Consider the following 24,736-nt stretch of genomic DNA (forward strand, 5'->3'; position numbering starts at 1 on the left):
TTACAATCTCCTGGATTACACGCGGCGCTTCTTCGGCGGACGGCACCCGTTGTGCGGGATTGGCGTCACGTCGGTGATGCTGGCGATCTTGTAGCCACAGCCGTTCAAAGCGCGGACTGCGGATTCACGACCTGGACCTGGACCTTTGACGTTGACGTCGAGGTTTTTCAGGCCGTATTCCAGCGCAGCTTGACCAGCACGTTCAGCAGCTACTTGAGCAGCAAACGGGGTGGACTTGCGGGAACCGCGGAAACCCGAACCACCGGAGGTAGCCCAGGAAAGAGCGTTACCTTGACGGTCGGTGATGGTCACGATGGTGTTGTTAAAAGATGCATGGATGTGGGCGATGCCATCAACCACTGTCTTTTTAACTTTTTTACGAGGACGAGCAGCAGGTTTTGCCATGATTAAATTCCTGTCGATTCGCTGGGGCGATTACTTGCGGATCGGCTTACGCGGACCTTTACGGGTACGCGCGTTGGTCTTGGTACGCTGACCGCGTACTGGAAGACCGCGACGATGACGCAGACCGCGATAGCAACCGAGGTCCATCAAGCGCTTGATTTTCATGTTGATTTCGCGACGCAGGTCACCTTCAGTGGTGAACTTCGCCACTTCGCCACGCAGCTGTTCAATTTGCTCGTCGCTCAGATCTTTGATCTTTGCTGCTGGGTTTACCCCAGTCTCTGCACAAATTTTCTGTGCAGTAGTGCGACCAACACCATAGATGTAGGTCAGCGAGATAACAGTATGCTTGTTATCTGGAATGTTAACGCCTGCAATACGGGCCATTCAGTGGGACTCCAATTGACAGCTACCTACGCCCCGGAAGCCAAGAAATAGGGCGCGAGATAATATCGCTGTAATAACAAATAATCAACCCGGCAGCGCACTAGCTGCCGGGCTTGAAGCACAATCACACTCAGCCTTGGCGCTGTTTGTGACGCGGTTCCGCGCTGCAAATTACTCGAACAACACCTTCGCGGCGAATAATCTTGCAGTTACGGCACAGCTTTTTCACCGATGCACGAACTTTCATCACCAACTCCTCGAACCTTATGGGTCAGCGCAGCATGCCGCTGCCGTAACCCTTCAGGTTGGCTTTCTTCATCAGGGATTCGTACTGGTGCGAAACGAGGTGCGATTGTACTTGGGACATGAAGTCCATCACAACCACGACGACGATCAGCAACGAGGTCCCGCCAAGGTAGAACGGTACGTTGGCTGCAACCACCAGGAACTGGGGCAACAGGCAGACGGCCGTCATGTAAAGAGCACCGAACATGGTCAAGCGAGTCAGAACGCCATCAATGTAGCGCGCAGACTGCTCACCTGGACGGATGCCCGGAATAAAGGCACCGGACTTCTTCAGGTTTTCCGCTACGTCTTTCGGATTGAACATCAACGCCGTATAGAAGAAGCAGAAGAAAATAATCCCTGCACTAAACAGCAGAATATTCAACGGCTGACCAGGAGCGATCGACTGCGAGATGTCCTGCAACCAGCCCATACCTTCAGACTGACCGAACCAGGCACCCAACGAAGCCGGGAACAGCAAAATGCTGCTCGCGAAAATAGCCGGAATAACACCGGCCATGTTCACCTTCAGCGGCAAGTGGCTGGTCTGCGCAGCGAAGACCTTGCGGCCCTGCTGACGCTTGGCGTAGTGAACAGCAATACGACGCTGACCACGCTCAATGAACACCACGAAACCGATAATCGCTACTGCCAGCAAACCGATGGCAACCAGGGCGAAGATGTTGATATCACCCTGACGTGCAGACTCGAAAGACTGCCCGATCGCTCTCGGAAGACCGGCGACGATACCTGCGAAAATCAACATCGAGATACCGTTGCCAACACCACGCTCAGTAATCTGCTCACCCAGCCACATCATGAACATCGCACCAGCCACAAACGTGGATACCGCGACGAAATGGAAGCCAAAGTCACCAGTGAACGCAACACCCTGCCCCGCCAGGCCAACGGACATGCCGATAGCCTGAACAAGGGCGAGGATGACAGTGCCGTAGCGGGTGTACTGGCTGATCTTGCGACGGCCAGCTTCACCTTCCTTCTTCAACTGCTCCAGCTGCGGGCTGACGGCGGTCATCAGTTGCATGATGATCGATGCCGAGATGTACGGCATGATCCCCAGTGCAAAGATGCTCATCCGCTCCAGCGCGCCGCCGGAAAACATGTTGAACAAGCTAAGAATGGTCCCCTCATTCTGTCGAAACAGGTCCGCGAGTCGGTCCGGGTTGATACCTGGAACCGGGATGTGTGCGCCTATTCGGTAGACGATAATCGCCAGGAACAGAAAACGCAGACGAGCCCAGAGTTCAGACATACCGCCTTTGCCGAGCGCAGAGAGAGCACCTTGCTTAGCCATTTATTCCTCGAACTTGCCGCCAGCTGCTTCGATAGCCGCACGCGCACCCTTGGTGGCGCCGATTCCCTTGCCGATAGTGACAGCGCGAGTCACTTCACCGGACAGCATGATTTTCACACGCTGTACGTTGACATTGATCACGTTGGCATCTTTCAGGGACTGCACGGTGACGATGTCGCCTTCCACTTTAGCCAGCTCGGACAAACGCACTTCTGCGCGATCCATGGCTTTCAGGGAAACGAAACCGAACTTCGGCAGGCGACGATGCAGCGGCTGTTGACCGCCTTCAAAGCCTGGAGCAATGGTGCCACCGGAGCGGGAGGTCTGACCTTTGTGACCACGGCCACCAGTCTTACCCAAACCGCTACCGATACCACGGCCCGGACGATGCTTTTCGCGACGGGAACCCGGCGCTGGACTCAGATCATTGAGTTTCATCGATTAACCCTCGACACGCAGCATGTAGTAAGCCTTGTTGATCATCCCGCGATTCTCGGGAGTATCCTGGACTTCTACAGTGTGACCGATGCGACGCAGACCCAGACCCTTAACGCACAGTTTGTGGTTAGGGATGCGGCCGGTCATGCTTTTGATCAGCGTAACTTTAACGGTAGCCATGATCAGAAGATCTCCTTGACGCTTTTGCCACGCTTGGCGGCAATGGATTCAGGAGACTGCATTGCTTTCAAACCCTTGAAAGTGGCGTGAACCACGTTTACCGGGTTAGTCGAGCCGTAGCACTTGGCCAGAACGTTCTGAACGCCAGCAACTTCGAGGACAGCACGCATAGCGCCGCCAGCGATGATACCGGTACCTTCAGAAGCAGGCTGCATGTACACCTTCGAAGCGCCGTGAGCGGACTTCATTGCGTACTGCAGAGTGGTGCCGTTCAGATCAACCTGGATCATGTTGCGGCGAGCAGCTTCCATTGCCTTCTGGATCGCAGCAGGCACTTCACGCGACTTGCCACGGCCGAAGCCAACACGGCCTTTACCATCACCAACCACGGTCAACGCGGTGAAGGTGAAGATACGGCCGCCTTTAACGGTTTTGGCTACGCGGTTAACTTGAACCAGCTTCTCGATGTAGCCTTCGTCGCGCTTTTGGTCGTTATTTGACATAACTTAGAACTCCAGCCCAGCTTCACGAGCAGCATCAGCCAGCGCTTTAACGCGGCCGTGGTACTTGAAGCCAGAGCGGTCGAAAGCCACTTGCGAGACGCCAGCGGCCTTAGCACGCGTAGCGACCAGCTGGCCAACCTTAGTGGCCGCGTCGATGTTGCCGGTGGCACCATCACGCAGTTCTTTATCCAAAGTCGAGGCGCTTGCCAGGACTTTGTTGCCGTCGGCCGAAATGACCTGGGCGTAGATGTGCTGCGAAGAGCGGAACACGCAGAGACGCACGACTTCGAGTTCGTGCATTTTCAGGCGTGCTTTGCGAGCGCGACGCAGTCGAGTAACTTTTTTGTCGGTCATTTGCTATGCCCTACTTCTTCTTGGCTTCTTTACGACGGACGACTTCGTCCGCGTAGCGCACACCTTTGCCTTTGTACGGCTCTGGTGGACGGAAGTCGCGGATCTCGGCGGCCACTTGACCTACCAGCTGCTTGTCGATGCCCTTGATCAGGATATCGGTCTGGCTAGGAGTCTCAGCGGTGATGCCTTCCGGCAGTTCGTAATCCACTGGGTGCGAGAAGCCAAGAGCCAGGTTCAGCACTGTGCCTTTTGCTTGCGCTTTGTAACCAACACCGACCAGCTGGAGCTTGCGCTCGAAGCCTTGGCTTACGCCCTGGACCATGTTGTTTACCAACGCACGAGTGGTACCAGCCATCGCGCGAGTCTGTTGATCGCCATTGCGAGCAGCGAAACGCAGCTCACCAGCTTCTTCAACGATCTCAACGGACGAGTGGATGTTCAGTTCGAGAGTGCCCTTGGCACCCTTCACCGAAAGCTGTTGGCCTGCGAATTTTACTTCGACACCGGCTGGCAGCTTAACGGGGTTCTTAGCGACGCGAGACATGCTTATCCCCCCTTAGAACACAGTGCAAAGAACTTCGCCGCCGACACCGGCAGCGCGCGCAGCACGATCAGTCATCACACCCTTGTTGGTGGAGACGATAGACACACCGAGACCGCCACGAACTTTTGGCAGATCATCGACGGACTTGTACTGACGCAGGCCTGGACGGCTAACGCGCTTCACTTCTTCGATAACCGGACGGCCTTCGAAGTACTTCAGCTCGATGGACAGCAGTGGTTTGATTTCGCTGCTGATCTGATAACCCGCAATGTAACCTTCGTCCTTCAGGACTTTGGCAACAGCTACCTTCAACGTGGAAGATGGCATGCTTACGACGGACTTTTCAGCCATCTGGGCATTACGGATACGAGTTAGCATGTCCGCTAACGGGTCCTGCATACTCATGGGCTAGACGCTCCTAATACAAAAAAATTAGCCTTGCGGCTATTACGTGTCGCCGAGAATCTCCGAGCATGAAAAACACGGGCTCAGGCGAGCCGGGTATTCTAGACACACCCCGGAAATGAATCAAGCCCCAAAAGGGGCTTGATCCAGATTCAAGGCCACCGGTGGTCAGGATCTTGCGATCCTGGACACCGAGACTTTGACAGTACTTACCAGCTGGCTTTAACCAGACCCGGTACGTCACCACGCATGGCAGCTTCACGCAGCTTGTTACGGCCGAGGCCGAACTTGCGGTAAACGCCGTGTGGACGACCGGTCAGGCGGCAGCGGTTACGCATGCGCGAAGCGCTTGCGTCACGTGGCTGCTTCTGCAGGGCTACTGTAGCTTCCCAACGCGCTTCTGGACTTGCGTTCAGATCAACGATGATAGCTTTCAGTGCTGCACGCTTCTTGGCGTACTTGGCAACCGTGAGCTGACGCTTCAGCTCGCGGTTTTTCATGCTCATCTTGGCCATGGTCCTACTCCAATCAGTTGCGGAACGGGAATTTGAACGCACGCAGCAGAGCGCGGCCTTCATCATCGTTCTTGGCAGTGGTGGTCAGGGTGATGTCCAGACCGCGGAGAGCATCGATCTTGTCGTAGTCGATTTCCGGGAAGATGATCTGCTCTTTCACGCCCATGCTGTAGTTGCCACGACCATCGAAGGACTTGGCATTCAGGCCGCGGAAGTCGCGAACCCGAGGCAAGGAGATCGACAGCAGACGATCCAGGAACTCGTACATACGCTCACGGCGCAGGGTCACTTTGACGCCGATCGGCCAACCTTCACGGACTTTAAAGCCAGCGATGGATTTGCGAGCGTAGGTCACAACGACTTTCTGGCCGGTGATCTTTTCCAGGTCAGCAACAGCGTGCTCGATGACTTTTTTGTCGCCGATCGCTTCGCCCAGACCCATGTTCAGGGTGATTTTGGTAACGCGCGGAACTTCCATCACGTTCGAAAGCTTAAGTTCTTCCTTAAGTTTCGGAGCAATTTCCTTCCGGTAAATCTCTTTTAGTCGTGCCATGGTCTCATCTACCTAGCAGTGTTCAAGCATCAACCGCTTTTTGGGTCGACTTGAAGACACGAATTTTCTTGCCGTCTTCTACTTTGAAACCAACGCGGTCAGCCTTGTTGGTTTCGCCGTTGAAAATGGCGACGTTAGAAGCATCCAGTGGAGCTTCTTTTTCGACGATACCGCCCTGCACGCCCGACATAGGGTTAGGCTTGGTATGACGCTTGACCAGGTTCAGACCACCAATAACCAGACGGTTGTTAGCGAGAACCTTAAGCACCTTACCGCGCTTACCTTTGTCTTTGCCGGCGATCACGATGATCTCGTCGTCACGACGAATCTTTTGCATGTCGGATCTCCTTACAGCACTTCTGGGGCGAGCGAGACGATCTTCATGAACTTCTCAGTACGAAGTTCACGGGTCACTGGCCCAAAGATACGGGTGCCGATCGGCTCTTGCTTGTTGTTCAGAAGAACAGCAGCGTTGCCATCAAAGCGGATAATGGAGCCATCAGCACGACGTACGCCGTGACGAGTGCGGACTACAACAGCAGTCATCACTTGGCCTTTTTTCACTTTACCGCGAGGAATTGCTTCCTTGACGGTAACTTTGATGATGTCACCGATACCAGCGTAACGACGATGGGAGCCACCCAGCACCTTGATGCACATAACGCGGCGAGCGCCGCTGTTATCGGCCACATCGAGCATGGATTGAGTCTGAATCATATAATTTCTCCGACCCCTAGTCCTTAGACTTCCACAGCGCGTTCGAGAACATCAACCAGCGCCCAAGACTTGGTCTTGGCCAAAGGACGAGTTTCACGAATAGTGACTTTGTCGCCGATGTGGCACTGATTAGTTTCGTCGTGCGCGTGCAGCTTAGTCGAACGCTTAACGTATTTACCGTAGATCGGGTGCTTAACGCGACGCTCGATCAGAACGGTGATGGTTTTGTCCATCTTGTCGCTGACAACACGGCCAGTCAGCGTACGGACAGTTTTTTCGGCTTCAGCCATGATTACTTACCTGCCTGCTGGTTGAGCACAGTCTTCACGCGAGCGATGTCACGCTTAACTTGCGAGAGCAGATGAGACTGCCCCAACTGGCCAGTTGCTTTCTGCATACGCAGATTGAACTGGTCGCGCAGCAGGCCGAGCAGTTGCTCGTTCAGCTGCTGTGCGGATTTTTCACGAAGTTCATTCGCTTTCATCACATCACCGTCCGTTTAACAAAGGAGGTGGCGAGCGGCAGCTTTGCAGCAGCCAGGGCGAAAGCCTCACGCGCCAGCTCTTCAGAAACACCCTCGATTTCATACAGGACTTTGCCTGGCTGAATCTGGGCAACCCAGTATTCCACGTTACCCTTACCTTTACCCATCCGAACCTCGAGAGGTTTTTTGGAGATCGGCTTGTCCGGGAATACACGGATCCAGATCTTGCCGCCACGTTTTACGTGACGGGTCAGAGCACGACGCGCTGACTCGATCTGACGAGCGGTGAGACGACCACGAGCAACAGACTTCAGCGCGAACTCGCCGAAGCTGACTTTGCTACCGCGCAATGCCAGGCCACGGTTGTGACCAGTCATCTGCTTGCGGAACTTCGTACGCTTTGGTTGCAACATTTGGCGTACCCCTTACTTAGCAGCTTTTTTACGAGGCGCTGGTGCTTGTGGTTTCAGTTCTTCTTGGCGACCACCAATTACTTCGCCTTTGAAGATCCAAACCTTTACACCGATCACACCGTAAGTGGTGTGAGCTTCGTAGTTGGCATAGTCGATGTCGGCACGCAGGGTGTGCAATGGCACACGACCTTCGCGATACCATTCAGTACGTGCGATTTCAGCACCGCCGAGACGACCGCTCACTTGGATTTTGATGCCTTTGGCACCAATGCGCATGGCGTTCTGTACTGCGCGCTTCATAGCGCGACGGAACATTACGCGACGCTCCAGCTGCTGAGCTACGCTCTGCGCAACCAGCATACCGTCGAGCTCCGGCTTGCGGATCTCTTCGATATTGATGTGCACAGGCACACCCATTTGCTTGGTCAGGTCCTGACGCAGTTTCTCAACATCTTCACCTTTCTTCCCGATAACGATACCTGGACGAGCGGTGTGGATGGTGATGCGTGCAGTTTGGGCCGGACGATGGATATCGATACGGCTTACGGACGCGCTTTTTAGTTTGTCTTGGAGGTACTCACGCACATTCAGATCTGCGAGCAAATAGTCCGCATAAGTCCGACCGTCTGCGTACCAGACGGAGGTGTGCTCCTTGACGATTCCCAGGCGAATGCCAATGGGATGTACTTTCTGACCCATCTCTTCGACTCCGTTACTTGTCAGCAACCTTGACAGTGATATGGCAAGACCGCTTGACGATGCGATCAGCACGGCCTTTGGCACGTGGCATGATGCGCTTCAGCGAACGCCCTTCGTTGACGAAAACAGTGCTGACCTTCAGGTCATCAACGTCTGCGCCTTCGTTATGCTCGGCGTTGGCTACGGCCGACTCCAGCACTTTCTTCATGATCTCGGCGGCTTTCTTACTGCTGAAAGCCAACAGGTTGAGCGCTTCGCCCACCTTCTTCCCGCGGATCTGGTCGGCGACCAAGCGGGCTTTCTGGGCGGAGATTCGAGCGCCCGACAACTTAGCGGCTACTTCCATTTCCTAACCCCTTAACGCTTGGCTTTCTTGTCTGCCACGTGCCCGCGATAAGTGCGGGTACCGGCGAACTCGCCCAGTTTGTGGCCGACCATGTCTTCGTTCACGAGAACTGGGACGTGCTGACGACCGTTGTGTACTGCGATGGTCAGACCGACCATTTGTGGCAGGATCATCGAACGACGCGACCAGGTTTTCACCGGTTTGCGATCGTTCTTTTCCGCCGCCACTTCGATCTTCTTCAGTAGGTGAAGATCGATAAAAGGACCTTTTTTCAGAGAACGTGGCACTGTCGTATCCCTCTATTTACTTGCGACGACGGACGATCATTTTGTCGGTACGCTTATTACCACGAGTCTTCGCGCCCTTAGTCGGGAAGCCCCATGGCGATACCGGATGACGACCACCAGAGGTACGACCTTCACCACCACCATGTGGGTGGTCAACCGGGTTCATGGCAACACCACGAACGGTTGGGCGAACGCCACGCCAGCGTTTGGCACCAGCTTTACCCAGCGAACGCAGGCTGTGCTCGGAGTTCGAGACTTCGCCCAGGGTCGCACGGCATTCAGCCAGGACTTTACGCATTTCACCGGAACGCAGACGCAGGGTAACGTACACGCCTTCACGAGCGATCAGCTGAGCCGAAGCACCAGCGGAACGAGCGATCTGTGCGCCTTTACCTGGCTTCAGTTCGATGCCGTGTACGGTAGAACCGACTGGAATGTTGCGCAGTTGCAGAGCGTTACCTGGCTTGATTGGAGCCAGAGCGCCTGCGATCAGCGTGTCGCCAGCACTCACGCCTTTAGGGGCGATGATGTAGCGGCGCTCGCCGTCTGCGTAGCAGAGCAGTGCGATGTGAGCAGTACGGTTTGGATCGTATTCGATACGCTCGACAGTGGCGACGATGCCATCTTTGTCGTTGCGACGGAAATCGACCATACGGTAATGCTGCTTATGACCACCACCGATGTGACGAGTGGTAATACGGCCATTGTTGTTACGACCACCAGTCTTCGATTTCTTCTCGAGCAGCGGTGCGTGAGGAGCGCCTTTATGCAGCTCCTGGTTGACCACCTTGACCACAAAACGGCGGCCAGGGGAAGTCGGTTTGCATTTAACGATTGCCATGATGCACCCCTTCCTTACTCAGCACTGCTGCTGAAATCGAGATCTTGGCCTGGCTGAAGGGAGATAACTGCCTTCTTCCAGTCATTACGCTTGCCCAGACCGCGAGCAGTGCGCTTGCTCTTACCCAGAACATTCAGGGTAGTAACACGCTCTACTTTCACGCTGAACAGGCTTTCGACGGCCTTCTTGATTTCCAGCTTGGTTGCGTCGGTAGCAACCTTGAAAACGAACTGGCCTTTCTTGTCTGCCAGAACCGTAGCCTTCTCGGAAACGTGCGGGCCAAGCAGAACTTTAAATACGCGTTCCTGGTTCATCCCAGCAGCTCCTCGAATTTCTTCACGGCCGACACGGTGATCAACACCTTGTCGTATGCGATCAGACTAACTGGATCGGAACCTTGCACGTCACGTACATCTACGTGTGGCAGGTTACGAGCAGCCAGGTACAGGTTCTGATCAACAGCGTCGGACACGATCAGAACGTCGGTCAGGCTCATGTTGTTCAGTTTGCCCAGCAGGTCTTTGGTTTTCGGCGTTTCAACGGCGAAATCCTGAACCACGACCAGACGATCAGTACGCACCAGCTCAGCAAGGATGGAACGCATTGCTGCGCGGTACATCTTCTTGTTCAGCTTCTGGGAGTGATCCTGAGGACGAGCTGCGAAAGTGGTACCGCCGCCACGCCAGATTGGGCTACGGATAGTACCGGCACGAGCACGGCCAGTACCTTTCTGACGCCATGGGCGCTTACCGCCACCACGAACGTCGGAACGGGTCTTTTGCTGCTTGGAACCCTGACGACCGCCAGCCATGTAGGCTACGACTGCTTGGTGAACCAGTGTCTCGTTGAATTCGCCGCCAAATGTCAGTTCGGAAACTTCGATCGCTTGAGCGTCATTTACATTTAATTGCATGTCAGCTTCCCCTTAACCGCGAGCCTTGGCTGCTGGACGTACAACCAAGTTGCCGCCAGTAGCGCCAGGAACAGCGCCCTTGACCAACAACAGATTGCGTTCAGCGTCCACGCGCACTACTTCGAGGGACTGCACGGTCACGCGCTCAGCGCCCATATGACCGGACATTTTTTTGCCCTTGAATACACGACCAGGAGTCTGGCACTGGCCGATAGAGCCTGGAACGCGGTGGGATACGGAGTTACCGTGGGTGTTATCTTGCCCGCGGAAATTCCAACGCTTGATCGTACCCTGAAAGCCTTTACCCTTGGACTGACCGGTTACATCAACCAGTTGACCAGCGGCGAAGATTTCAGCGTTGATCAGATCGCCGGCCTGGTACTCGCCTTCTTCAAGGCGGAATTCCATTACGGTACGACCAGCGGCAACGTTCGCTTTAGCGAAGTGGCCAGCCTGAGCTGCTGTTACACGCGAAGCACGACGCTCGCCGACAGTGACTTGCACTGCACGATAGCCATCGGTCTCTTCAGTTTTGAACTGGGTGACGCGATTCGGTTCGATCTCAATGACCGTGACCGGAATGGAGACACCTTCTTCGGTGAAAATACGGGTCATACCCGCTTTACGACCGACTACACCAATAGTCATGTTGTAAACCTCATGAGTGTACGGGGCTTTCACCCGCTATGGCCGCCCATTTCAGAGCGTTACACGACTAAGACCGAGTCTTAGCCGAGGCTGATCTGCACTTCCACACCGGCCGCAAGATCAAGCTTCATAAGAGCATCAACGGTTTTATCCGTTGGCTGGACGATGTCCAGAACACGCTTATGAGTACGGATCTCGTACTGGTCACGCGCGTCTTTGTTGACGTGCGGGGAGACCAGAACGGTGAACCGCTCTTTACGGGTAGGCAGTGGAATTGGACCACGCACTTGAGCACCAGTACGTTTCGCGGTTTCCACGATTTCCTGGGTTGATTGGTCGATCAGGCGATGGTCGAAAGCCTTCAACCTGATACGGATTTGCTGATTTTGCATTGGATTTCAGACTCCGGCTGCTATTCCCACCGGGCGCAATACGCCCGTTAAAAGGAGGCGCAATTCTATAGACGCCCCAGATGGGTGTCAACCCAATAAAAAAGCCCCCGCTGAGCGGGGGCCTTTCAAAGCATCGAAGCTATCTCAAAAGAGATGCTTACTCGATGATTTTGGCTACGACGCCAGCGCCGACGGTACGACCGCCTTCACGGATAGCGAAACGCAGGCCGTCTTCCATTGCGATGGTCTTGATCAGGGTAACTTCCATCTGGATGTTGTCACCTGGCATTACCATTTCAACGCCTTCTGGCAGCTGGCAGTTACCAGTCACGTCAGTAGTACGGAAGTAGAACTGTGGACGGTAGCCTTTGAAGAACGGAGTGTGACGACCGCCTTCTTCCTTGCTCAGAACGTAAACTTCTGCGGTGAACTTGGTGTGCGGCTTAACCGAACCTGGCTTAACCAGAACCTGGCCACGCTCAACGTCGTCACGCTTGGTACCACGCAGCAGAACGCCGCAGTTCTCGCCAGCACGACCTTCGTCGAGCAGCTTGCGGAACATTTCAACACCGGTGCAGGTGGTGGTGGTGGTGTCACGCAGACCAACGATTTCCAGCGCATCTTGAACGCGAACGATACCGCGCTCGATACGACCAGTCACAACAGTACCACGACCCGAGATCGAGAATACGTCTTCGATTGGCATCAGGAATGGCTTGTCGATAGCACGCTCTGGTTCTGGGATGTAGCTGTCCAGGGTTTCAACCAGTTTACGAACGGCAGTGGTGCCCATTTCGTTGTCGTCTTTGCCTTCCAGCGCCATACGAGCCGAACCGATGATGATTGGAGTGTCATCGCCCGGGAAGTCGTAGGTGGACAGCAGGTCGCGAACTTCCATCTCGACCAGTTCCAGCAGCTCAGCGTCGTCTACCAGGTCAGCCTTGTTCAGGAAAACCACGATGTACGGAACGCCTACCTGACGGGACAGCAGGATGTGCTCACGGGTTTGTGGCATCGGACCATCAGCGGCCGAGCAAACCAGGATCGCGCCGTCCATCTGGGCAGCACCGGTGATCATGTTCTTCACATAGTCAGCGTGACCTGGGCAGTCAACGTGAGCGTAGTGACGGATCTTCGAGTTGTACTCGACGTGCGCGGTGTTGATGGTGATACCACGAGCTTTTTCTTCTGGCGCGCTGTCGATTTTATCGAAATCAACGATTGCGGAACCGAAAACTTCGGAGCAAACGCGAGTCAGAGCTGCGGTCAGAGTGGTTTTACCGTGGTCAACGTGACCGATGGTGCCAACGTTGACGTGCGGTAGGGAACGATCAAATTTTTCTTTAGCCACGACAATTAACTCCTTGCCTAAAGGACTGAATCAGCCTTGTTTTTTGGTTACAGTTTCGACGATGTGCGACGGAGCTGTATTGTATTTTTTGAATTCCATAGAGTAGCTTGCGCGACCCTGGGACATCGAACGAACGTCGGTCGCATAACCGAACATCTCGCCCAACGGAACTTCAGCACGGATCACCTTACCGGAGACCGTGTCTTCCATACCCAGAATCATGCCGCGACGACGGTTAAGGTCGCCCATCACGTCACCCATATAGTCTTCAGGCGTAACAACCTCTACCGCCATGATCGGCTCGAGCAACTCACCACCGCCCTTCTGGGCCAGTTGCTTGGTCGCCATGGAAGCAGCCACCTTAAACGCCATCTCGTTCGAGTCGACGTCGTGGTAAGAACCATCAAACACGGTAGCCTTCAGGCCGATCAGCGGATAGCCGGCAACTACGCCGTTCTTCATCTGCTCTTCGATACCCTTCTGGATAGCCGGGATGTATTCCTTAGGAACCACACCACCCACTACTTCGTTCACGAATTGCAGACCTTCCTGACCTTCGTCAGCAGGAGCAAAACGGATCCAGCAATGGCCGAACTGGCCACGACCGCCGGACTGACGAACGAACTTGCCTTCGATTTCGCAATTCTTCGTGATGCGCTCACGATACGAAACCTGAGGCTTACCGATGTTGGCTTCGACGTTGAACTCACGGCGCATCCGGTCAACCAGGATGTCCAGGTGCAACTCGCCCATGCCAGAGATGATCGTTTGACCAGTCTCTTCATCAGTCTTGACGCGGAAAGACGGGTCTTCCTGAGCAAGTTTGCCCAGAGCGATACCCATTTTTTCCTGGTCATCCTTGGTCTTAGGCTCTACGGCAACCGAAATAACCGGCTCCGGGAAGTCCATGCGAACCAGGATGATTGGCTTGTCAGCGTTGCACAAGGTTTCACCAGTGGTGACGTCCTTCATGCCGATCAGGGCCGCGATGTCACCAGCGCGTACTTCCTTGATCTCTTCACGGGCGTTTGCGTGCATTTGCACCATACGACCCACGCGCTCTTTCTTGCCTTTGACCGAGTTGATCACGCCGTCGCCGGAGGCCAACACGCCCGAGTAAACACGGACGAAAGTCAAGGTACCCACGAATGGGTCGGTAGCGATCTTGAACGCCAGAGCCGAGAACGGCTCGTTGTCGTCTGCATGACGCTCCATCTGCTTTTCCTCGTCATCCGGGTCAGTACCCTTGATGGCAGGAATGTCGGTTGGAGCCGGCAGGTAGTCGATAACGGCGTCGAGAACCAGGGGAACACCCTTGTTCTTGAAGGAAGAACCGCAAACAGCCAGAACGATCTCACCAGCGATAGTACGCTGACGCAGAGCACCCTTGATTTCCTCGACGGTGAGTTCTTCACCTTCAAGGTACTTGTTCATCAGCTCTTCGCTGGCTTCGGCCGCAGCCTCAACCATGTTGTTGCGCCACTCTTCAGCCAGTTCCTGCAGTTCAGCAGGGATGGCTTCACGACGAGGAGTCATCCCCTTGTCGGCATCGTTCCAGTAAACGGCTTCCATGGTCATCAGATCGATCTGACCCTGGAAGTTATCTTCGGAACCGATAGCCAGCTGGATAGGCACCGGAGTGTGACCCAGACGCTGCTTGATCTGAGCGATCACGCGCAGGAAGTTCGCACCGGCACGGTCCATCTTGTTCACGTAAACGATACGTGGAACACCGTACTTGTTGGCTTGACGCCATACGGTTTCGGACTGAGGCTCAACGCCGGAAGTACCGCAGAACACAACGACCGCGCCGTCAAGTACACGCAGGGAACGTTCAACTTCAATGGTGAAGTCTACGTGGCCCGGGGTATCGATGACGTTGAAACGGTACTGGTCTTTGTGCTGCTTGGCGGAACCCTGCCAGAAGGCGGTAATGGCAGCAGAAGTAATGGTAATACCACGCTCCTGCTCCTGCACCATCCAGTCTGTGGTCGCGGCGCCGTCATGCACCTCGCCCATTTTGTGACTTTTGCCAGTGTAAAAAAGGACGCGCTCAGTGGTGGTGGTTTTACCAGCATCCACGTGTGCAACGATACCAATGTTACGGTAGCGATTAATCGGTGTTGTACGAGCCATAAAGCCCTCGCAAAATTAGTGACGCTAAAATTAGAAGCGGTAGTGCGAGAAAGCCTTGTTGGCTTCAGCCATACGGTGAACGTCTTCACGCTTCTTAACTGCAGCACCTTTACCTTCGGCAGCGTCCAACAGTTCGCCAGCCAAACGCAGAGCCATAGACTTCTCGCCGCGCTTGCGGGCGTAGTCTACCAACCAGCGCATTGCCAGAGCGTTACGACGGGAAGGACGAACCTCGACCGGAACCTGGTAAGTAGCACCACCAACGCGGCGCGACTTCACTTCGACCAGCGGAGCGATGGCGTCGAGTGCTTTTTCGAAGAGTTCCAGGGGATCGGTGCCGGCCTTACGAGCCTTCACGGTATCCAGGGCACCATAAACGATACGCTCGGCAACGGCTTTCTTGCCGCTTTCCATTACGTGGTTCATGAATTTGGCGAGGATTTGGCTTCCGTATTTCGGATCGTCCAGAATCTCACGCTTGGCTGCTACGCGACGTCTTGGCATTGATAAGCCCTCAAACGGTCTTCAGGTTAGCCCGGGACAGCTCCTATGGATGCGTGCCCGACCTTACTCTTATCGACTCAATAAAATGAAAAACTGCAAAACGGCCGATTACTTCGGACGCTTGGTACCGTACTTCGAACGACCCTGGTTACGACCTTTAACACCGGAAGTATCCAACGAACCGCGAACGGTGTGGTAACGAACACCTGGCAAGTCTTTTACACGACCGCCGCGGATCAGTACCACGCTGTGCTCTTGCAGGTTGTGGCCTTCACCGCCGATGTACGAGGAAACCTCGAAACCGTTGGTCAGGCGCACACGGCATACTTTACGCAGTGCCGAGTTAGGTTTTTTCGGCGTGGTGGTATACACACGGGTGCACACGCCACGGCGTTGCGGGCAGTTCTGCAGCGCAGGCACGTCGGATTTCTCGACGATACGCTTACGCGGCTGACGTACCAGCTGGTTGATAGTTGCCATCTACTAGCTCCACTGTTGTCTTGCGACGCTATTGTCTTGCAAGAAAAGCAAAATGGCAGGAACGAGTTCCCGCCAAATTTAGGGGTACAAGAGTCTAAAGAGGATCTTGTCCCCAGTCAAGGCAAGGCCCCGCCCTCCCCGCTCATCCAATCTCGACAAATTGTCTCGATTCGATGAACGGAGTGACCAGGGCCTCACACTCATTTACCGCAGAACTCAGTTACCGCTCGAGTTCAGCGCTTCGGTCAGTGCAGCTTCCACTTCACTGGCGCTTACGCGCAACGGCTTGTCTGCATCACGGCGGCGCTTACGCTCGCTGTGATAAGCCAGGCCGGTACCAGCCGGGATCAGACGACCCACGACCACGTTTTCTTTCAGGCCGCGCAGGTAATCGCGCTTGCCGGTTACCGCCGCTTCGGTCAGTACGCGAGTGGTTTCCTGGAAGGAAGCCGCCGAGATGAACGATTCGGTGGACAACGACGCCTTGGTGATACCCAGCAGAACACGAGTGAACTTGGAGACAAACTTGTCTTCGCCGCTCAGACGCTCGTTCTCTACCAGTACGTGAGTCAATTCCATCTGGTCGCCCTTGATGAAACTGGAATCGCCGGATTCAGCGATCTCAACTTTACGCAGCATCTGACGCAGGATGGTCTCGATGTGCTTGTCGTTGATCTTCACGCCTTGCAGACGGTAAACGTCCTGGATCTCGTTGACGATGTACTTGGCCAGCGCACTCACACCCAGCAGACGCAGGATGTCGTGTGGATCGCTCGGACCGTCGGAGATAACTTCGCCGCGGTTTACCTGTTCGCCTTCGAACACGTTCAGGTGACGCCACTTCGGAATCAGCTCTTCGTACGGATCGCTACCGTCGTTCGGGGTGATAACCAGACGGCGCTTGCCCTTGGTCTCTTTACCGAACGCGATGGTGCCGCTGACTTCAGCCAGAATCGACGCTTCTTTCGGACGACGGGCTTCGAACAAGTCGGCAACACGCGGCAGACCACCGGTGATGTCTCGAGTTTTCGAAGTCTCTTGCGGGATACGAGCGATAACATCACCGATCGCGATCTTCGCACCATCCGCTACACCGACCAGGGCGTTGGCTGGCAGGAAGTACTGAGCGATAACGTCAGTGCCTGGCAGCAACAGATCCTTGCCGTTGTCGTCGACCATCTTCACGGCAGGACGGATGTCTTTACCGGCAGCTGGACGATCTTTGGCGTCGAGTACTTCAATGTTGGTCATACCGGTCAATTCGTCGGTCTGACGCTTGATCGTGATGCCTTCTTCCATGCCCACGTAGGTCACGGTACCTTTCATTTCGGTAACGATCGGGTGAGTGTGCGGATCCCACTTGGCCACGATGGCGCCAGCTTCGACCTTGTCACCTTCTTTAACCGAAATCACGGCACCGTACGGCAGCTTGTAACGCTCACGCTCACGACCGAAGTCATCAGCGATGGCCAGCTCACCGGAACGGGACACGGCAACCAGGTGACCATCCACTCGCTCAACATGCTTCAGGTTGTGCAGACGGACGGTACCGCCATTCTTCACCTGAACGCTGTCGGCTGCGGAGGTCCGGCTTGCCGCACCACCGATGTGGAACGTACGCATCGTCAGCTGGGTACCCGGCTCACCGATGGACTGGGCAGCGATAACGCCGACCGCTTCACCGATGTTCACCTGGTGACCACGAGCCAGATCGCGACCGTAGCACTTGGCGCAAATACCGAAACGGGTTTCGCAGCTGATCGGCGAACGCACGATCACTTCGTCGATGCTGTTGAGCTCGATGAACTCGACCCACTTCTCGTCTACCAGGGTGCCGGCAGGAACGATGACGTCCTCGGTACCTGGCTTGAATACGTCACGGGCGATAACTCGACCCAATACGCGCTCACCCAGCGGCTCTACAACGTCACCGCCTTCAATGTGCGGAGTCATCAGCAGACCGTGTTCGGTGCCGCAATCGATCTCGGTTACAACCAGATCCTGCGCCACGTCTACCAGACGACGAGTCAGATAACCCGAGTTCGCCGTTTTCAACGCGGTATCCGCCAGACCTTTACGAGCACCGTGAGTGGAGATGAAGTACTGGAGTACGCTCAAACCTTCACGGAAGTTCGCGGTAATCGGCGTTTCAATGATGGAACCGTCCGGCTTGGCCATCAGACCACGCATACCGGCCAGCTGACGAATCTGTGCTGCGGAACCCCGCGCACCCGAGTCGGCCATCATGTACATCGAGTTGAAAGACTCTTGGTCGACTTCGACGCCATGACGGTCGATGACTTTCTCTTTCGAGAGGTTGGCCATCATCGCCTTGGAAACTTCGTCGTTCGCCTTGGACCAAAGGTCGATCACTTTGTTGTACTTCTCGCCCTGGGTTACCAGGCCGGAGGCGTACTGACTTTCGATCTCTTTCACTTCGTCGGTGGCTGCACCGATGATGCGGGCTTTTTCATCCGGGATAACGAAGTCGTTAACACCGATGGAAACGCCGGAAATGGTCGAATAGGCAAAACCGGTGTACATCAACTGGTCAGCGAAGATCACGGTCTCTTTCAGACCAACCACGCGGTAGCACTGGTTGATCAGCTTGGAGATCGCCTTTTTCTTCATCGGCAGGTTGACGACGTCGTACGACAGACCTTTTGGCACAACCTGGAACAACAGCGCACGGCCGACAGTGGTGTCGACGATACGGGTGTTGGTCACGCTGCCGCCATCACGGTCGTTGACGGTTTCGTTGATCCGCACCTTGACCTTGGCATGCAGTGCGGCTTCGCCGGCACGGAACACACGGTCAACTTCCTGCAGATCCGCGAACACGCGACCTTCGCCCTTGGCGTTGATCGCTTCACGAGTCATGTAGTACAGACCCAATACAACGTCCTGCGACGGAACGATGATTGGCTCACCGTTGGCTGGCGACAGAATGTTGTTGGTCGACATCATCAACGCACGCGCTTCGAGCTGGGCTTCCAGCGTCAGCGGTACGTGCACGGCCATTTGGTCGCCGTCGAAGTCGGCGTTGTACGCGGCGCAGACCAGAGGGTGCAGCTGGATAGCCTTACCTTCGATCAGTACCGGTTCAAACGCCTGGATACCCAGACGGTGAAGGGTCGGTGCACGGTTGAGAAGAACCGGGTGTTCGCGAATCACTTCAGCGAGAACGTCCCAAACCTCTGGCAGTTCGCGCTCGACCATCTTCTTGGCAGCCTTGATGGTGGTAGCGAGACCACGCATTTCAAGCTTGCCGAAAATGAACGGCTTGAACAGCTCGAGAGCCATTTTCTTCGGCAGACCGCACTGGTGCAGACGCAGGGTCGGACCTACGGTAATTACCGAACGACCGGAGTAGTCAACACGCTTACCGAGCAAGTTCTGACGGAAACGACCCTGCTTACCCTTGATCATGTCAGCCAGGGATTTCAGAGGACGCTTGTTGGAACCGGTGATAGCGCGGCCACGACGACCGTTGTCGAGCAGTGCGTCGACGGCTTCCTGCAACATACGCTTTTCGTTGCGCACGATGATGTCCGGAGCGGACAGATCCAGCAGGCGCTTCAAGCGGTTGTTACGGTTGATCACTCGACGATACAGATCGTTGAGGTCGGAAGTCGCGAAGCGACCGCCATCCAGCGGGACCAGTGGACGCAGATCTGGCGGCAGAACCGGCAGAACGGTCAGCACCATCCACTCTGGCAGGTTGCCGGAACCCTGGAAGGCTTCCATCAACTTCAGACGCTTGGACAGCTTCTTGATCTTGGTTTCGGAGTTGGTTTGCGGAATTTCTTCACGCAGGCGGCCAATCTCGTGTTCCAGGTCGATAGCGTGCAGCAGTTCGCGGACAGCTTCGGCACCCATGCGGGCATCGAAATCGTCGCCGAACTCTTCCAGCGCTTCGAAGTACTGCTCGTCGTTGAGCAGCTGACCTTTTTCAAGGGTGGTCATGCCTGGATCGATAACGACATAGCTCTCGAAGTAGAGAACGCGTTCGATATCACGCAGGGTCATGTCCATCAGCAAGCCGATACGGGACGGCAGCGATTTCAGGAACCAGATGTGGGCAACTGGCGAGGCCAGTTCGATGTGCGCCATGCGCTCACGACGAACTTTTGCCAGCGCGACTTCAACGCCGCACTTCTCGCAGATCACACCACGGTGCTTCAAGCGCTTGTACTTACCGCACAGGCACTCGTAATCCTTTACCGGGCCAAAAATCTTGGCGCAGAACAGGCCGTCACGCTCAGGTTTGAACGTACGGTAGTTGATGGTTTCCGGCTTTTTAACTTCACCGAACGACCACGAACGGATCATCTCAGGCGATGCCAATCCGATACGGATGGCGTCGAACTCTTCGACTTGACCCTGGTTTTTCAGCAAATTCAGTAGGTCTTTCAAGGCCTTTCCTCCTGGCGGAGCAGAGAGCGGGCAATCCTGCCCCGCTCTCGATTCGCGTCACGTGTTATTCGGTTTCCAGATCGATATCGATGCCGAGGGAACGAATTTCCTTGATCAACACGTTGAAGGACTCGGGCATGCCCGGCTCCATACGGTGATCGCCATCCACGATGTTCTTGTACATCTTGGTACGGCCGTTCACATCGTCCGACTTCACTGTGAGCATTTCTTGCAGAGTGTAAGCGGCACCGTATGCTTCCAGTGCCCAGACCTCCATCTCCCCGAAACGCTGACCACCGAACTGCGCCTTACCACCCAGCGGCTGCTGGGTAACCAGGCTGTACGAACCGGTAGAACGAGCGTGCATCTTGTCGTCTACCAAGTGGTTCAGCTTCAGCATGTACATGTAGCCAACGGTAACCGGGCGCTCGAACTTGTTGCCGGTACGGCCGTCGGTCAGCTGCATCTGGCCGCTTTCTGGCAGGTCCGCCAGTTTCAGCATGGCCTTGATTTCGCTTTCCTTGGCACCGTCGAACACTGGAGTGGCCATTGGAACGCCGCCACGCAGGTTTTGAGCCAGATCCAGGATTTCCTGGTCCGAGAAGTCATCGAGGCTTTCCTGACGACCGCCGATCTCGTTATAGATCTCGTGCAGGAACTTGCGAAGCTCGGCGACCTTGCGCTGCTCTTCAACCATGCGGTTGATCTTCTCGCCCAGACCTTTGGCCGCGAGGCCCAGGTGGGTTTCAAGGATCTGACCGACGTTCATACGCGAAGGTACGCCCAACGGGTTGAGGACGACGTCGACCGGGGTGCCATTGGCATCGTGCGGCATGTCTTCAACCGGCATGATCACGGAGACCACACCTTTGTTACCGTGACGACCGGCCATCTTGTCGCCCGGCTGGATGCGACGACGGATTGCCAGGTAAACCTTGACGATTTTCAGCACGCCTGGAGCCAGGTCATCGCCCTGCTGCAGTTTGCGCTTCTTATCTTCGAACTTGTCGTCCAGCAGACGGCGACGATCAACGATGTAGGCCTGGGCCTTCTCGAGCTGCTCGTTCAGAGCATCTTCAGCCATGCGCAGTTTGAACCACTGGCCGTGCTCAAGACCGTCGAGCACTTCGTCGGTGATGTCCTGGCCTTTCTTCAGACCGGCGCCGCCTTCGGCTTTGTGGCCGACCAGAGCGGAACGCAGACGTTCGAAAGTAGCACCTTCAACGATGCGGAACTCTTCGTTCAGGTCCTTGCGGATCTCGTCCAGCTGGGACTTCTCGATCGACAGGGCACGAGCATCACGCTCAACGCCGTCGCGGGTGAAGACCTGTACGTCGATGACAGTACCTTTGGTACCGGTAGGTACACGCAGGGAAGTGTCTTTAACGTCGCTGGCTTTTTCACCGAAGATCGCACGCAGCAGTTTTTCTTCCGGAGTCAGCTGGGTCTCGCCTTTCGGAGTGACCTTACCGACCAGGATGTCGCCTGCGCCAACTTCAGCACCTACGTAAACGATACCGGCTTCGTCCAGCTTGTTCAGAGCCGCTTCACCCACGTTCGGGATGTCGGCAGTGATTTCCTCTGGGCCAAGCTTGGTGTCACGGGCCACACAGGTCAGTTCCTGGATGTGGATCGTGGTGAAACGGTCTTCCTGAACAACACGCTCGGACAGGCAGATGGAGTCTTCGAAGTTGAAGCCGTTCCATGCCATGAACGCGATGCGCATGTTCTGACCCAGTGCCAGTTCACCCATGTCGGTGGACGGGCCGTCGGCCATGATGTCGCTACGCTGAACCCGATCACCCTTACGCACCAGCGGACGCTGGTTGATGCAGGTGTTCTGGTTGGAGCGGGTGTACTTGGTCAGGTTGTAGATGTCGACACCGGCTTCACCGGTTTCAACTTCGTCATCGGCAACACGAACCACGATACGACTGGCGTCGACGGAGTCGATCACGCCGCCACGACGAGCCACGACGCAAACGCCGGAGTCACGGGCTACGTTACGCTCCATGCCGGTACCTACCAGCGGCTTGTCAGCGCGCAGGGTTGGTACAGCTTGACGCTGCATGTTCGAACCCATCAACGCACGGTTGGCGTCGTCGTGCTCGAGGAACGGAATCAGCGACGCAGCAACCGAAACTACCTGCTTCGGCGATACGTCCATCAAGGTGACGTCTTCCGGCGCCTTGACGGTGAATTCGTTCAAGTGACGAACAGCTACCAGCTCGTCGATCAGGACTTTCTTGTCGTTCATCGTGGCCGAGGCCTGAGCGATCACGTGATCGGCTTCTTCGATGGCGGACAGGAACACGATCTCGTCGGTGACCAGAGCGTCTTTCACCACACGGTACGGGCTCTCGAGGAAGCCGTACTGGTTGGTGCGCGCATAAGCGGCCAGGGAGTTGATCAGACCGATGTTCGGACCTTCCGGCGTTTCAATCGGGCATACACGACCGTAGTGAGTCGGGTGTACGTCACGCACTTCAAAGCCGGCACGCTCACGAGTCAGACCGCCAGGGCCGAGTGCAGAAACACGACGCTTGTGGGTGATCTCGGACAGCGGGTTGTTCTGGTCCATGAACTGGGACAGCTGGCTGGAACCGAAGAACTCCTTCACCGCCGCAGCCACTGGCTTGGCGTTGATCAGGTCTTGCGGCATCAGGCCTTCGCTTTCAGCCATCGACAGACGCTCTTTGACCGCACGCTCAACACGTACCAGGCCAACGCGGAACTGGTTCTCGGCCATTTCGCCTACGCAGCGAACACGACGGTTACCCAGGTGGTCGATGTCATCGACGATGCCTTTACCGTTACGGATGTCGACCAGGGTCTTCAGTACCGCGACGATGTCTTCCTTGCACAGCACGCCCGAACCTTCGATCTCGGTACGACCGATACGACGGTTGAACTTCATCCGGCCGACCGCAGACAGGTCATAGCGCTCAGGGCTGAAGAACAGGTTGTTGAACAGGGTCTCGGCAGCGTCCTTGGTTGGCGGCTCGCCAGGACGCATCATGCGATAGATCTCGACCAGCGCTTCCAGTTGGTTGCTGGTGGAGTCGATCTTCAGGGTGTCGGAGACGAACGGACCGCAGTCGATATCGTTGGTGTACAGAGTTTCGATGCGAACAACCTGAGCCTTGGCGATTTTGGCCAGGATCTCGGTGTTCAGCTCGGTGTTGCACTCTGCCAGGATTTCGCCGGTTGCCGGGTGCACGATGACCTTGGCGGTTGTACGACCCAGGACGTAGTCCAGAGGCACATCCAGCTCTTTGATCCCGGCTTTTTCCAGCTGGTTGATGTGGCGAGCGGTGATACGACGACCCTGCTCGACAATAACCTTGCCTTTGTCATCCTGAATATCGAGGACAGCGATTTCACCGCGCAGGCGCTGAGGCACCAGCTCCAGGCTCAGGGTCTCGCCCTTCACGTGGAATACGTTGGTGGTATAGAACGCGTCCAGCACTTCTTCAGTGGTATAGCCCAGCGCGCGCAGCAGTACCGAGGCAGGCAGCTTGCGACGACGGTCGATACGCACGAATACGCAGTCTTTCGGGTCGAACTCGAAGTCCAGCCACGAACCGCGGTAAGGGATGATGCGCGCGGAGTACAGCAGTTTGCCGGAGCTGTGCGTCTTGCCACGGTCGTGGTCGAAGAACACGCCTGGCGAACGGTGCAGCTGGGAAACGATTACACGCTCGGTACCGTTGATTACGAAGGTACCGTTCTCAGTCATCAGGGGGATTTCACCCATGTAGACTTCTTGCTCTTTGATGTCCTTGATCGCTTTGTTCGACGACTCTTTGTCGAAAATGATCAGGCGCACTTTTACCCGCAAAGGTACGGCGTAAGTTACACCGCGCAATACGCATTCTTTGACATCAAATGCCGGTTCGCCCAGGCGATAACCGACGTACTCCAGCGCAGCATTGCCGGAGTAGCTGATGATCGGGAAAACGGATTTGAAGGCCGCATGCAGGCCCACGTCGCGGAACTGATCTTTAGTCGCTCCCGCTTGCAAGAATTCACGATACGAATCCAGCTGGATGGCCAGGAGGTACGGCACATCCATGACGTCCGGCAACTTGCTAAAGTCCTTGCGGATACGTTTTTTCTCAGTATATGAGTAAGCCATCAGCGTTCCCCAGCTTGGTCACCTGCTTGTTTGGCCCCTCCCGACGGGAGCAGCCAGAAAATCGTGCAAACCCCATGGTTTGCGCCA

31 protein-coding genes are annotated in these 24,736 nt (G+C 55.6%); all 31 read right to left on the minus strand.

The genetic code is table 11. From position 1 onward, the window contains the following. Nucleotides 1-15 precede the first annotated feature (15 nt). Nucleotides 16-405: a 30S ribosomal protein S11 gene (gene rpsK, locus PspS34_RS25045; RefSeq protein ID WP_002555466.1), complete on the minus strand. Its 390-nt coding sequence runs from the start codon at nt 403-405 to the stop codon at nt 16-18. A gap of 30 nt (nt 406-435) precedes the next feature. Further along, nucleotides 436-792 (minus strand): 30S ribosomal protein S13, encoded by a 357-nt coding sequence (rpsM, locus tag PspS34_RS25050; RefSeq protein ID WP_009045849.1) that lies wholly within the window; start codon nt 790-792, stop codon nt 436-438. Nucleotides 793-922: 130 nt separating this feature from the next. Continuing rightward, nucleotides 923-1,039: a 50S ribosomal protein L36 gene (gene rpmJ / locus PspS34_RS25055; protein ID WP_002555468.1), complete on the minus strand. Its 117-nt coding sequence runs from the start codon at nt 1,037-1,039 to the stop codon at nt 923-925. Between the two features lie 24 nt (nt 1,040-1,063). Further along, nucleotides 1,064-2,392 carry a preprotein translocase subunit SecY gene (secY, locus tag PspS34_RS25060; RefSeq protein ID WP_003210064.1) on the minus strand — a complete coding sequence of 443 codons (1,329 nt, stop codon included), beginning with the start codon at nt 2,390-2,392 and terminating at the stop codon, nt 1,064-1,066. After that, complete coding sequence (rplO, locus tag PspS34_RS25065) at nt 2,393-2,830, minus strand: 50S ribosomal protein L15 (protein WP_003228720.1); 438 nt, start codon at nt 2,828-2,830, stop codon at nt 2,393-2,395. Between the two features lie 3 nt (nt 2,831-2,833). Then, complete coding sequence (gene rpmD, locus PspS34_RS25070) at nt 2,834-3,010, minus strand: 50S ribosomal protein L30 (RefSeq protein WP_003176408.1); 177 nt, start codon at nt 3,008-3,010, stop codon at nt 2,834-2,836. A 2-nt stretch (nt 3,011-3,012) separates the two neighbouring features. Next, on the minus strand, nt 3,013-3,513 hold the full coding sequence (rpsE, locus tag PspS34_RS25075) for a 30S ribosomal protein S5 (protein WP_003186035.1): 501 nt from the start codon (nt 3,511-3,513) through the stop codon (nt 3,013-3,015). Between the two features lie 3 nt (nt 3,514-3,516). Further along, a complete protein-coding gene (rplR, locus tag PspS34_RS25080; RefSeq protein WP_003186037.1) occupies nt 3,517-3,867 on the minus strand; it encodes a 50S ribosomal protein L18 in 351 nt (116 codons plus the stop codon). A 10-nt stretch (nt 3,868-3,877) separates the two neighbouring features. After that, nucleotides 3,878-4,411: a 50S ribosomal protein L6 gene (gene rplF / locus PspS34_RS25085; RefSeq protein WP_003176412.1), complete on the minus strand. Its 534-nt coding sequence runs from the start codon at nt 4,409-4,411 to the stop codon at nt 3,878-3,880. Nucleotides 4,412-4,423: 12 nt separating this feature from the next. Then, the gene (gene rpsH / locus PspS34_RS25090; RefSeq protein ID WP_003186040.1) at nt 4,424-4,816 is read right to left on the minus strand and encodes a 30S ribosomal protein S8; all 393 of its coding nucleotides are present in this window, start codon (nt 4,814-4,816) and stop codon (nt 4,424-4,426) included. A 209-nt stretch (nt 4,817-5,025) separates the two neighbouring features. Continuing rightward, on the minus strand, nt 5,026-5,331 hold the full coding sequence (rpsN, locus tag PspS34_RS25095; RefSeq protein WP_003176414.1) for a 30S ribosomal protein S14: 306 nt from the start codon (nt 5,329-5,331) through the stop codon (nt 5,026-5,028). Nucleotides 5,332-5,344: 13 nt separating this feature from the next. Further along, a complete protein-coding gene (gene rplE / locus PspS34_RS25100; protein ID WP_003210069.1) occupies nt 5,345-5,884 on the minus strand; it encodes a 50S ribosomal protein L5 in 540 nt (179 codons plus the stop codon). A gap of 22 nt (nt 5,885-5,906) precedes the next feature. Beyond that, on the minus strand, nt 5,907-6,221 hold the full coding sequence (rplX, locus tag PspS34_RS25105; RefSeq protein WP_003176416.1) for a 50S ribosomal protein L24: 315 nt from the start codon (nt 6,219-6,221) through the stop codon (nt 5,907-5,909). A gap of 11 nt (nt 6,222-6,232) precedes the next feature. Next, entirely contained in the window at nt 6,233-6,601 is a 369-nt protein-coding gene (gene rplN, locus PspS34_RS25110; protein ID WP_002555479.1) for a 50S ribosomal protein L14, read from the minus strand. Between the two features lie 23 nt (nt 6,602-6,624). Further along, a complete protein-coding gene (gene rpsQ, locus PspS34_RS25115) occupies nt 6,625-6,891 on the minus strand; it encodes a 30S ribosomal protein S17 (protein ID WP_003176419.1) in 267 nt (88 codons plus the stop codon). Nucleotides 6,892-6,893: 2 nt separating this feature from the next. After that, nucleotides 6,894-7,085, minus strand: a complete 192-nt coding sequence (gene rpmC, locus PspS34_RS25120; RefSeq protein ID WP_002555481.1) for a 50S ribosomal protein L29 — start codon at nt 7,083-7,085, stop codon at nt 6,894-6,896. Beyond that, nucleotides 7,085-7,498 carry a 50S ribosomal protein L16 gene (gene rplP, locus PspS34_RS25125; RefSeq protein WP_003228729.1) on the minus strand — a complete coding sequence of 138 codons (414 nt, stop codon included), beginning with the start codon at nt 7,496-7,498 and terminating at the stop codon, nt 7,085-7,087. The genes rpmC and rplP overlap by 1 nt, the downstream gene beginning before the upstream one ends. 12 nt (nt 7,499-7,510) lie before the next feature. Continuing rightward, complete coding sequence (gene rpsC / locus PspS34_RS25130; protein WP_007970424.1) at nt 7,511-8,197, minus strand: 30S ribosomal protein S3; 687 nt, start codon at nt 8,195-8,197, stop codon at nt 7,511-7,513. A 13-nt stretch (nt 8,198-8,210) separates the two neighbouring features. After that, a complete protein-coding gene (gene rplV, locus PspS34_RS25135) occupies nt 8,211-8,543 on the minus strand; it encodes a 50S ribosomal protein L22 (protein ID WP_003103908.1) in 333 nt (110 codons plus the stop codon). Nucleotides 8,544-8,554: 11 nt separating this feature from the next. Continuing rightward, nucleotides 8,555-8,830, minus strand: a complete 276-nt coding sequence (gene rpsS, locus PspS34_RS25140) for a 30S ribosomal protein S19 (RefSeq protein WP_002555486.1) — start codon at nt 8,828-8,830, stop codon at nt 8,555-8,557. Between the two features lie 16 nt (nt 8,831-8,846). Beyond that, complete coding sequence (gene rplB, locus PspS34_RS25145) at nt 8,847-9,671, minus strand: 50S ribosomal protein L2 (RefSeq protein WP_008018194.1); 825 nt, start codon at nt 9,669-9,671, stop codon at nt 8,847-8,849. Nucleotides 9,672-9,685: 14 nt separating this feature from the next. Beyond that, the gene (rplW, locus tag PspS34_RS25150) at nt 9,686-9,985 is read right to left on the minus strand and encodes a 50S ribosomal protein L23 (RefSeq protein ID WP_002555488.1); all 300 of its coding nucleotides are present in this window, start codon (nt 9,983-9,985) and stop codon (nt 9,686-9,688) included. Continuing rightward, entirely contained in the window at nt 9,982-10,584 is a 603-nt protein-coding gene (gene rplD / locus PspS34_RS25155) for a 50S ribosomal protein L4 (protein WP_003228735.1), read from the minus strand. Before rplD ends, rplW begins: the two co-directional genes overlap by 4 nt. A gap of 12 nt (nt 10,585-10,596) precedes the next feature. Beyond that, nucleotides 10,597-11,232 carry a 50S ribosomal protein L3 gene (gene rplC, locus PspS34_RS25160; RefSeq protein WP_007955641.1) on the minus strand — a complete coding sequence of 212 codons (636 nt, stop codon included), beginning with the start codon at nt 11,230-11,232 and terminating at the stop codon, nt 10,597-10,599. A gap of 80 nt (nt 11,233-11,312) precedes the next feature. Continuing rightward, on the minus strand, nt 11,313-11,624 hold the full coding sequence (gene rpsJ / locus PspS34_RS25165) for a 30S ribosomal protein S10 (RefSeq protein ID WP_003186070.1): 312 nt from the start codon (nt 11,622-11,624) through the stop codon (nt 11,313-11,315). Between the two features lie 157 nt (nt 11,625-11,781). Continuing rightward, entirely contained in the window at nt 11,782-12,975 is a 1,194-nt protein-coding gene (gene tuf / locus PspS34_RS25170) for an elongation factor Tu (protein WP_008053875.1), read from the minus strand. A gap of 30 nt (nt 12,976-13,005) precedes the next feature. Beyond that, the gene (gene fusA / locus PspS34_RS25175) at nt 13,006-15,111 is read right to left on the minus strand and encodes an elongation factor G (protein WP_057713099.1); all 2,106 of its coding nucleotides are present in this window, start codon (nt 15,109-15,111) and stop codon (nt 13,006-13,008) included. Nucleotides 15,112-15,141: 30 nt separating this feature from the next. Beyond that, the gene (gene rpsG / locus PspS34_RS25180; RefSeq protein ID WP_007994653.1) at nt 15,142-15,615 is read right to left on the minus strand and encodes a 30S ribosomal protein S7; all 474 of its coding nucleotides are present in this window, start codon (nt 15,613-15,615) and stop codon (nt 15,142-15,144) included. Between the two features lie 108 nt (nt 15,616-15,723). Continuing rightward, nucleotides 15,724-16,095, minus strand: a complete 372-nt coding sequence (rpsL, locus tag PspS34_RS25185) for a 30S ribosomal protein S12 (RefSeq protein WP_003186084.1) — start codon at nt 16,093-16,095, stop codon at nt 15,724-15,726. Between the two features lie 216 nt (nt 16,096-16,311). Then, the gene (gene rpoC / locus PspS34_RS25190) at nt 16,312-20,511 is read right to left on the minus strand and encodes a DNA-directed RNA polymerase subunit beta' (protein WP_008053876.1); all 4,200 of its coding nucleotides are present in this window, start codon (nt 20,509-20,511) and stop codon (nt 16,312-16,314) included. A gap of 64 nt (nt 20,512-20,575) precedes the next feature. Beyond that, on the minus strand, nt 20,576-24,649 hold the full coding sequence (gene rpoB / locus PspS34_RS25195) for a DNA-directed RNA polymerase subunit beta (RefSeq protein WP_007984407.1): 4,074 nt from the start codon (nt 24,647-24,649) through the stop codon (nt 20,576-20,578). Nucleotides 24,650-24,736 lie beyond the last annotated feature (87 nt).

Source organism: Pseudomonas sp. S34 (assembly GCF_009866745.1).
Lineage (GTDB): Bacteria > Pseudomonadota > Gammaproteobacteria > Pseudomonadales > Pseudomonadaceae > Aquipseudomonas > Aquipseudomonas jessenii.

What these genes read in the sequence shown, in the direction of transcription:
- rpsK (WP_002555466.1), bottom strand. Translation starts at nt 405, where the DNA reads ATGGCAAAACCTGCTGCTCGTCCTCGTAAAAAAGTTAAAAAGACAGTG.
- rpsM (WP_009045849.1), bottom strand. Translation starts at nt 792, where the DNA reads ATGGCCCGTATTGCAGGCGTTAACATTCCAGATAACAAGCATACTGTT.
- rpmJ (WP_002555468.1), bottom strand. Translation starts at nt 1,039, where the DNA reads ATGAAAGTTCGTGCATCGGTGAAAAAGCTGTGCCGTAACTGCAAGATT.
- secY (WP_003210064.1), bottom strand. Translation starts at nt 2,392, where the DNA reads ATGGCTAAGCAAGGTGCTCTCTCTGCGCTCGGCAAAGGCGGTATGTCT.
- rplO (WP_003228720.1), bottom strand. Translation starts at nt 2,830, where the DNA reads ATGAAACTCAATGATCTGAGTCCAGCGCCGGGTTCCCGTCGCGAAAAG.
- rpmD (WP_003176408.1), bottom strand. Translation starts at nt 3,010, where the DNA reads ATGGCTACCGTTAAAGTTACGCTGATCAAAAGCATGACCGGCCGCATC.
- rpsE (WP_003186035.1), bottom strand. Translation starts at nt 3,513, where the DNA reads ATGTCAAATAACGACCAAAAGCGCGACGAAGGCTACATCGAGAAGCTG.
- rplR (WP_003186037.1), bottom strand. Translation starts at nt 3,867, where the DNA reads ATGACCGACAAAAAAGTTACTCGACTGCGTCGCGCTCGCAAAGCACGC.
- rplF (WP_003176412.1), bottom strand. Translation starts at nt 4,411, where the DNA reads ATGTCTCGCGTCGCTAAGAACCCCGTTAAGCTGCCAGCCGGTGTCGAA.
- rpsH (WP_003186040.1), bottom strand. Translation starts at nt 4,816, where the DNA reads ATGAGTATGCAGGACCCGTTAGCGGACATGCTAACTCGTATCCGTAAT.
- rpsN (WP_003176414.1), bottom strand. Translation starts at nt 5,331, where the DNA reads ATGGCCAAGATGAGCATGAAAAACCGCGAGCTGAAGCGTCAGCTCACG.
- rplE (WP_003210069.1), bottom strand. Translation starts at nt 5,884, where the DNA reads ATGGCACGACTAAAAGAGATTTACCGGAAGGAAATTGCTCCGAAACTT.
- rplX (WP_003176416.1), bottom strand. Translation starts at nt 6,221, where the DNA reads ATGCAAAAGATTCGTCGTGACGACGAGATCATCGTGATCGCCGGCAAA.
- rplN (WP_002555479.1), bottom strand. Translation starts at nt 6,601, where the DNA reads ATGATTCAGACTCAATCCATGCTCGATGTGGCCGATAACAGCGGCGCT.
- rpsQ (WP_003176419.1), bottom strand. Translation starts at nt 6,891, where the DNA reads ATGGCTGAAGCCGAAAAAACTGTCCGTACGCTGACTGGCCGTGTTGTC.
- rpmC (WP_002555481.1), bottom strand. Translation starts at nt 7,085, where the DNA reads ATGAAAGCGAATGAACTTCGTGAAAAATCCGCACAGCAGCTGAACGAG.
- rplP (WP_003228729.1), bottom strand. Translation starts at nt 7,498, where the DNA reads ATGTTGCAACCAAAGCGTACGAAGTTCCGCAAGCAGATGACTGGTCAC.
- rpsC (WP_007970424.1), bottom strand. Translation starts at nt 8,197, where the DNA reads ATGGGTCAGAAAGTACATCCCATTGGCATTCGCCTGGGAATCGTCAAG.
- rplV (WP_003103908.1), bottom strand. Translation starts at nt 8,543, where the DNA reads ATGGAAGTAGCCGCTAAGTTGTCGGGCGCTCGAATCTCCGCCCAGAAA.
- rplB (WP_008018194.1), bottom strand. Translation starts at nt 9,671, where the DNA reads ATGGCAATCGTTAAATGCAAACCGACTTCCCCTGGCCGCCGTTTTGTG.
- rplW (WP_002555488.1), bottom strand. Translation starts at nt 9,985, where the DNA reads ATGAACCAGGAACGCGTATTTAAAGTTCTGCTTGGCCCGCACGTTTCC.
- rplD (WP_003228735.1), bottom strand. Translation starts at nt 10,584, where the DNA reads ATGCAATTAAATGTAAATGACGCTCAAGCGATCGAAGTTTCCGAACTG.
- rplC (WP_007955641.1), bottom strand. Translation starts at nt 11,232, where the DNA reads ATGACTATTGGTGTAGTCGGTCGTAAAGCGGGTATGACCCGTATTTTC.
- rpsJ (WP_003186070.1), bottom strand. Translation starts at nt 11,624, where the DNA reads ATGCAAAATCAGCAAATCCGTATCAGGTTGAAGGCTTTCGACCATCGC.
- fusA (WP_057713099.1), bottom strand. Translation starts at nt 15,111, where the DNA reads ATGGCTCGTACAACACCGATTAATCGCTACCGTAACATTGGTATCGTT.
- rpsG (WP_007994653.1), bottom strand. Translation starts at nt 15,615, where the DNA reads ATGCCAAGACGTCGCGTAGCAGCCAAGCGTGAGATTCTGGACGATCCG.
- rpsL (WP_003186084.1), bottom strand. Translation starts at nt 16,095, where the DNA reads ATGGCAACTATCAACCAGCTGGTACGTCAGCCGCGTAAGCGTATCGTC.
- rpoB (WP_007984407.1), bottom strand. Translation starts at nt 24,649, where the DNA reads ATGGCTTACTCATATACTGAGAAAAAACGTATCCGCAAGGACTTTAGC.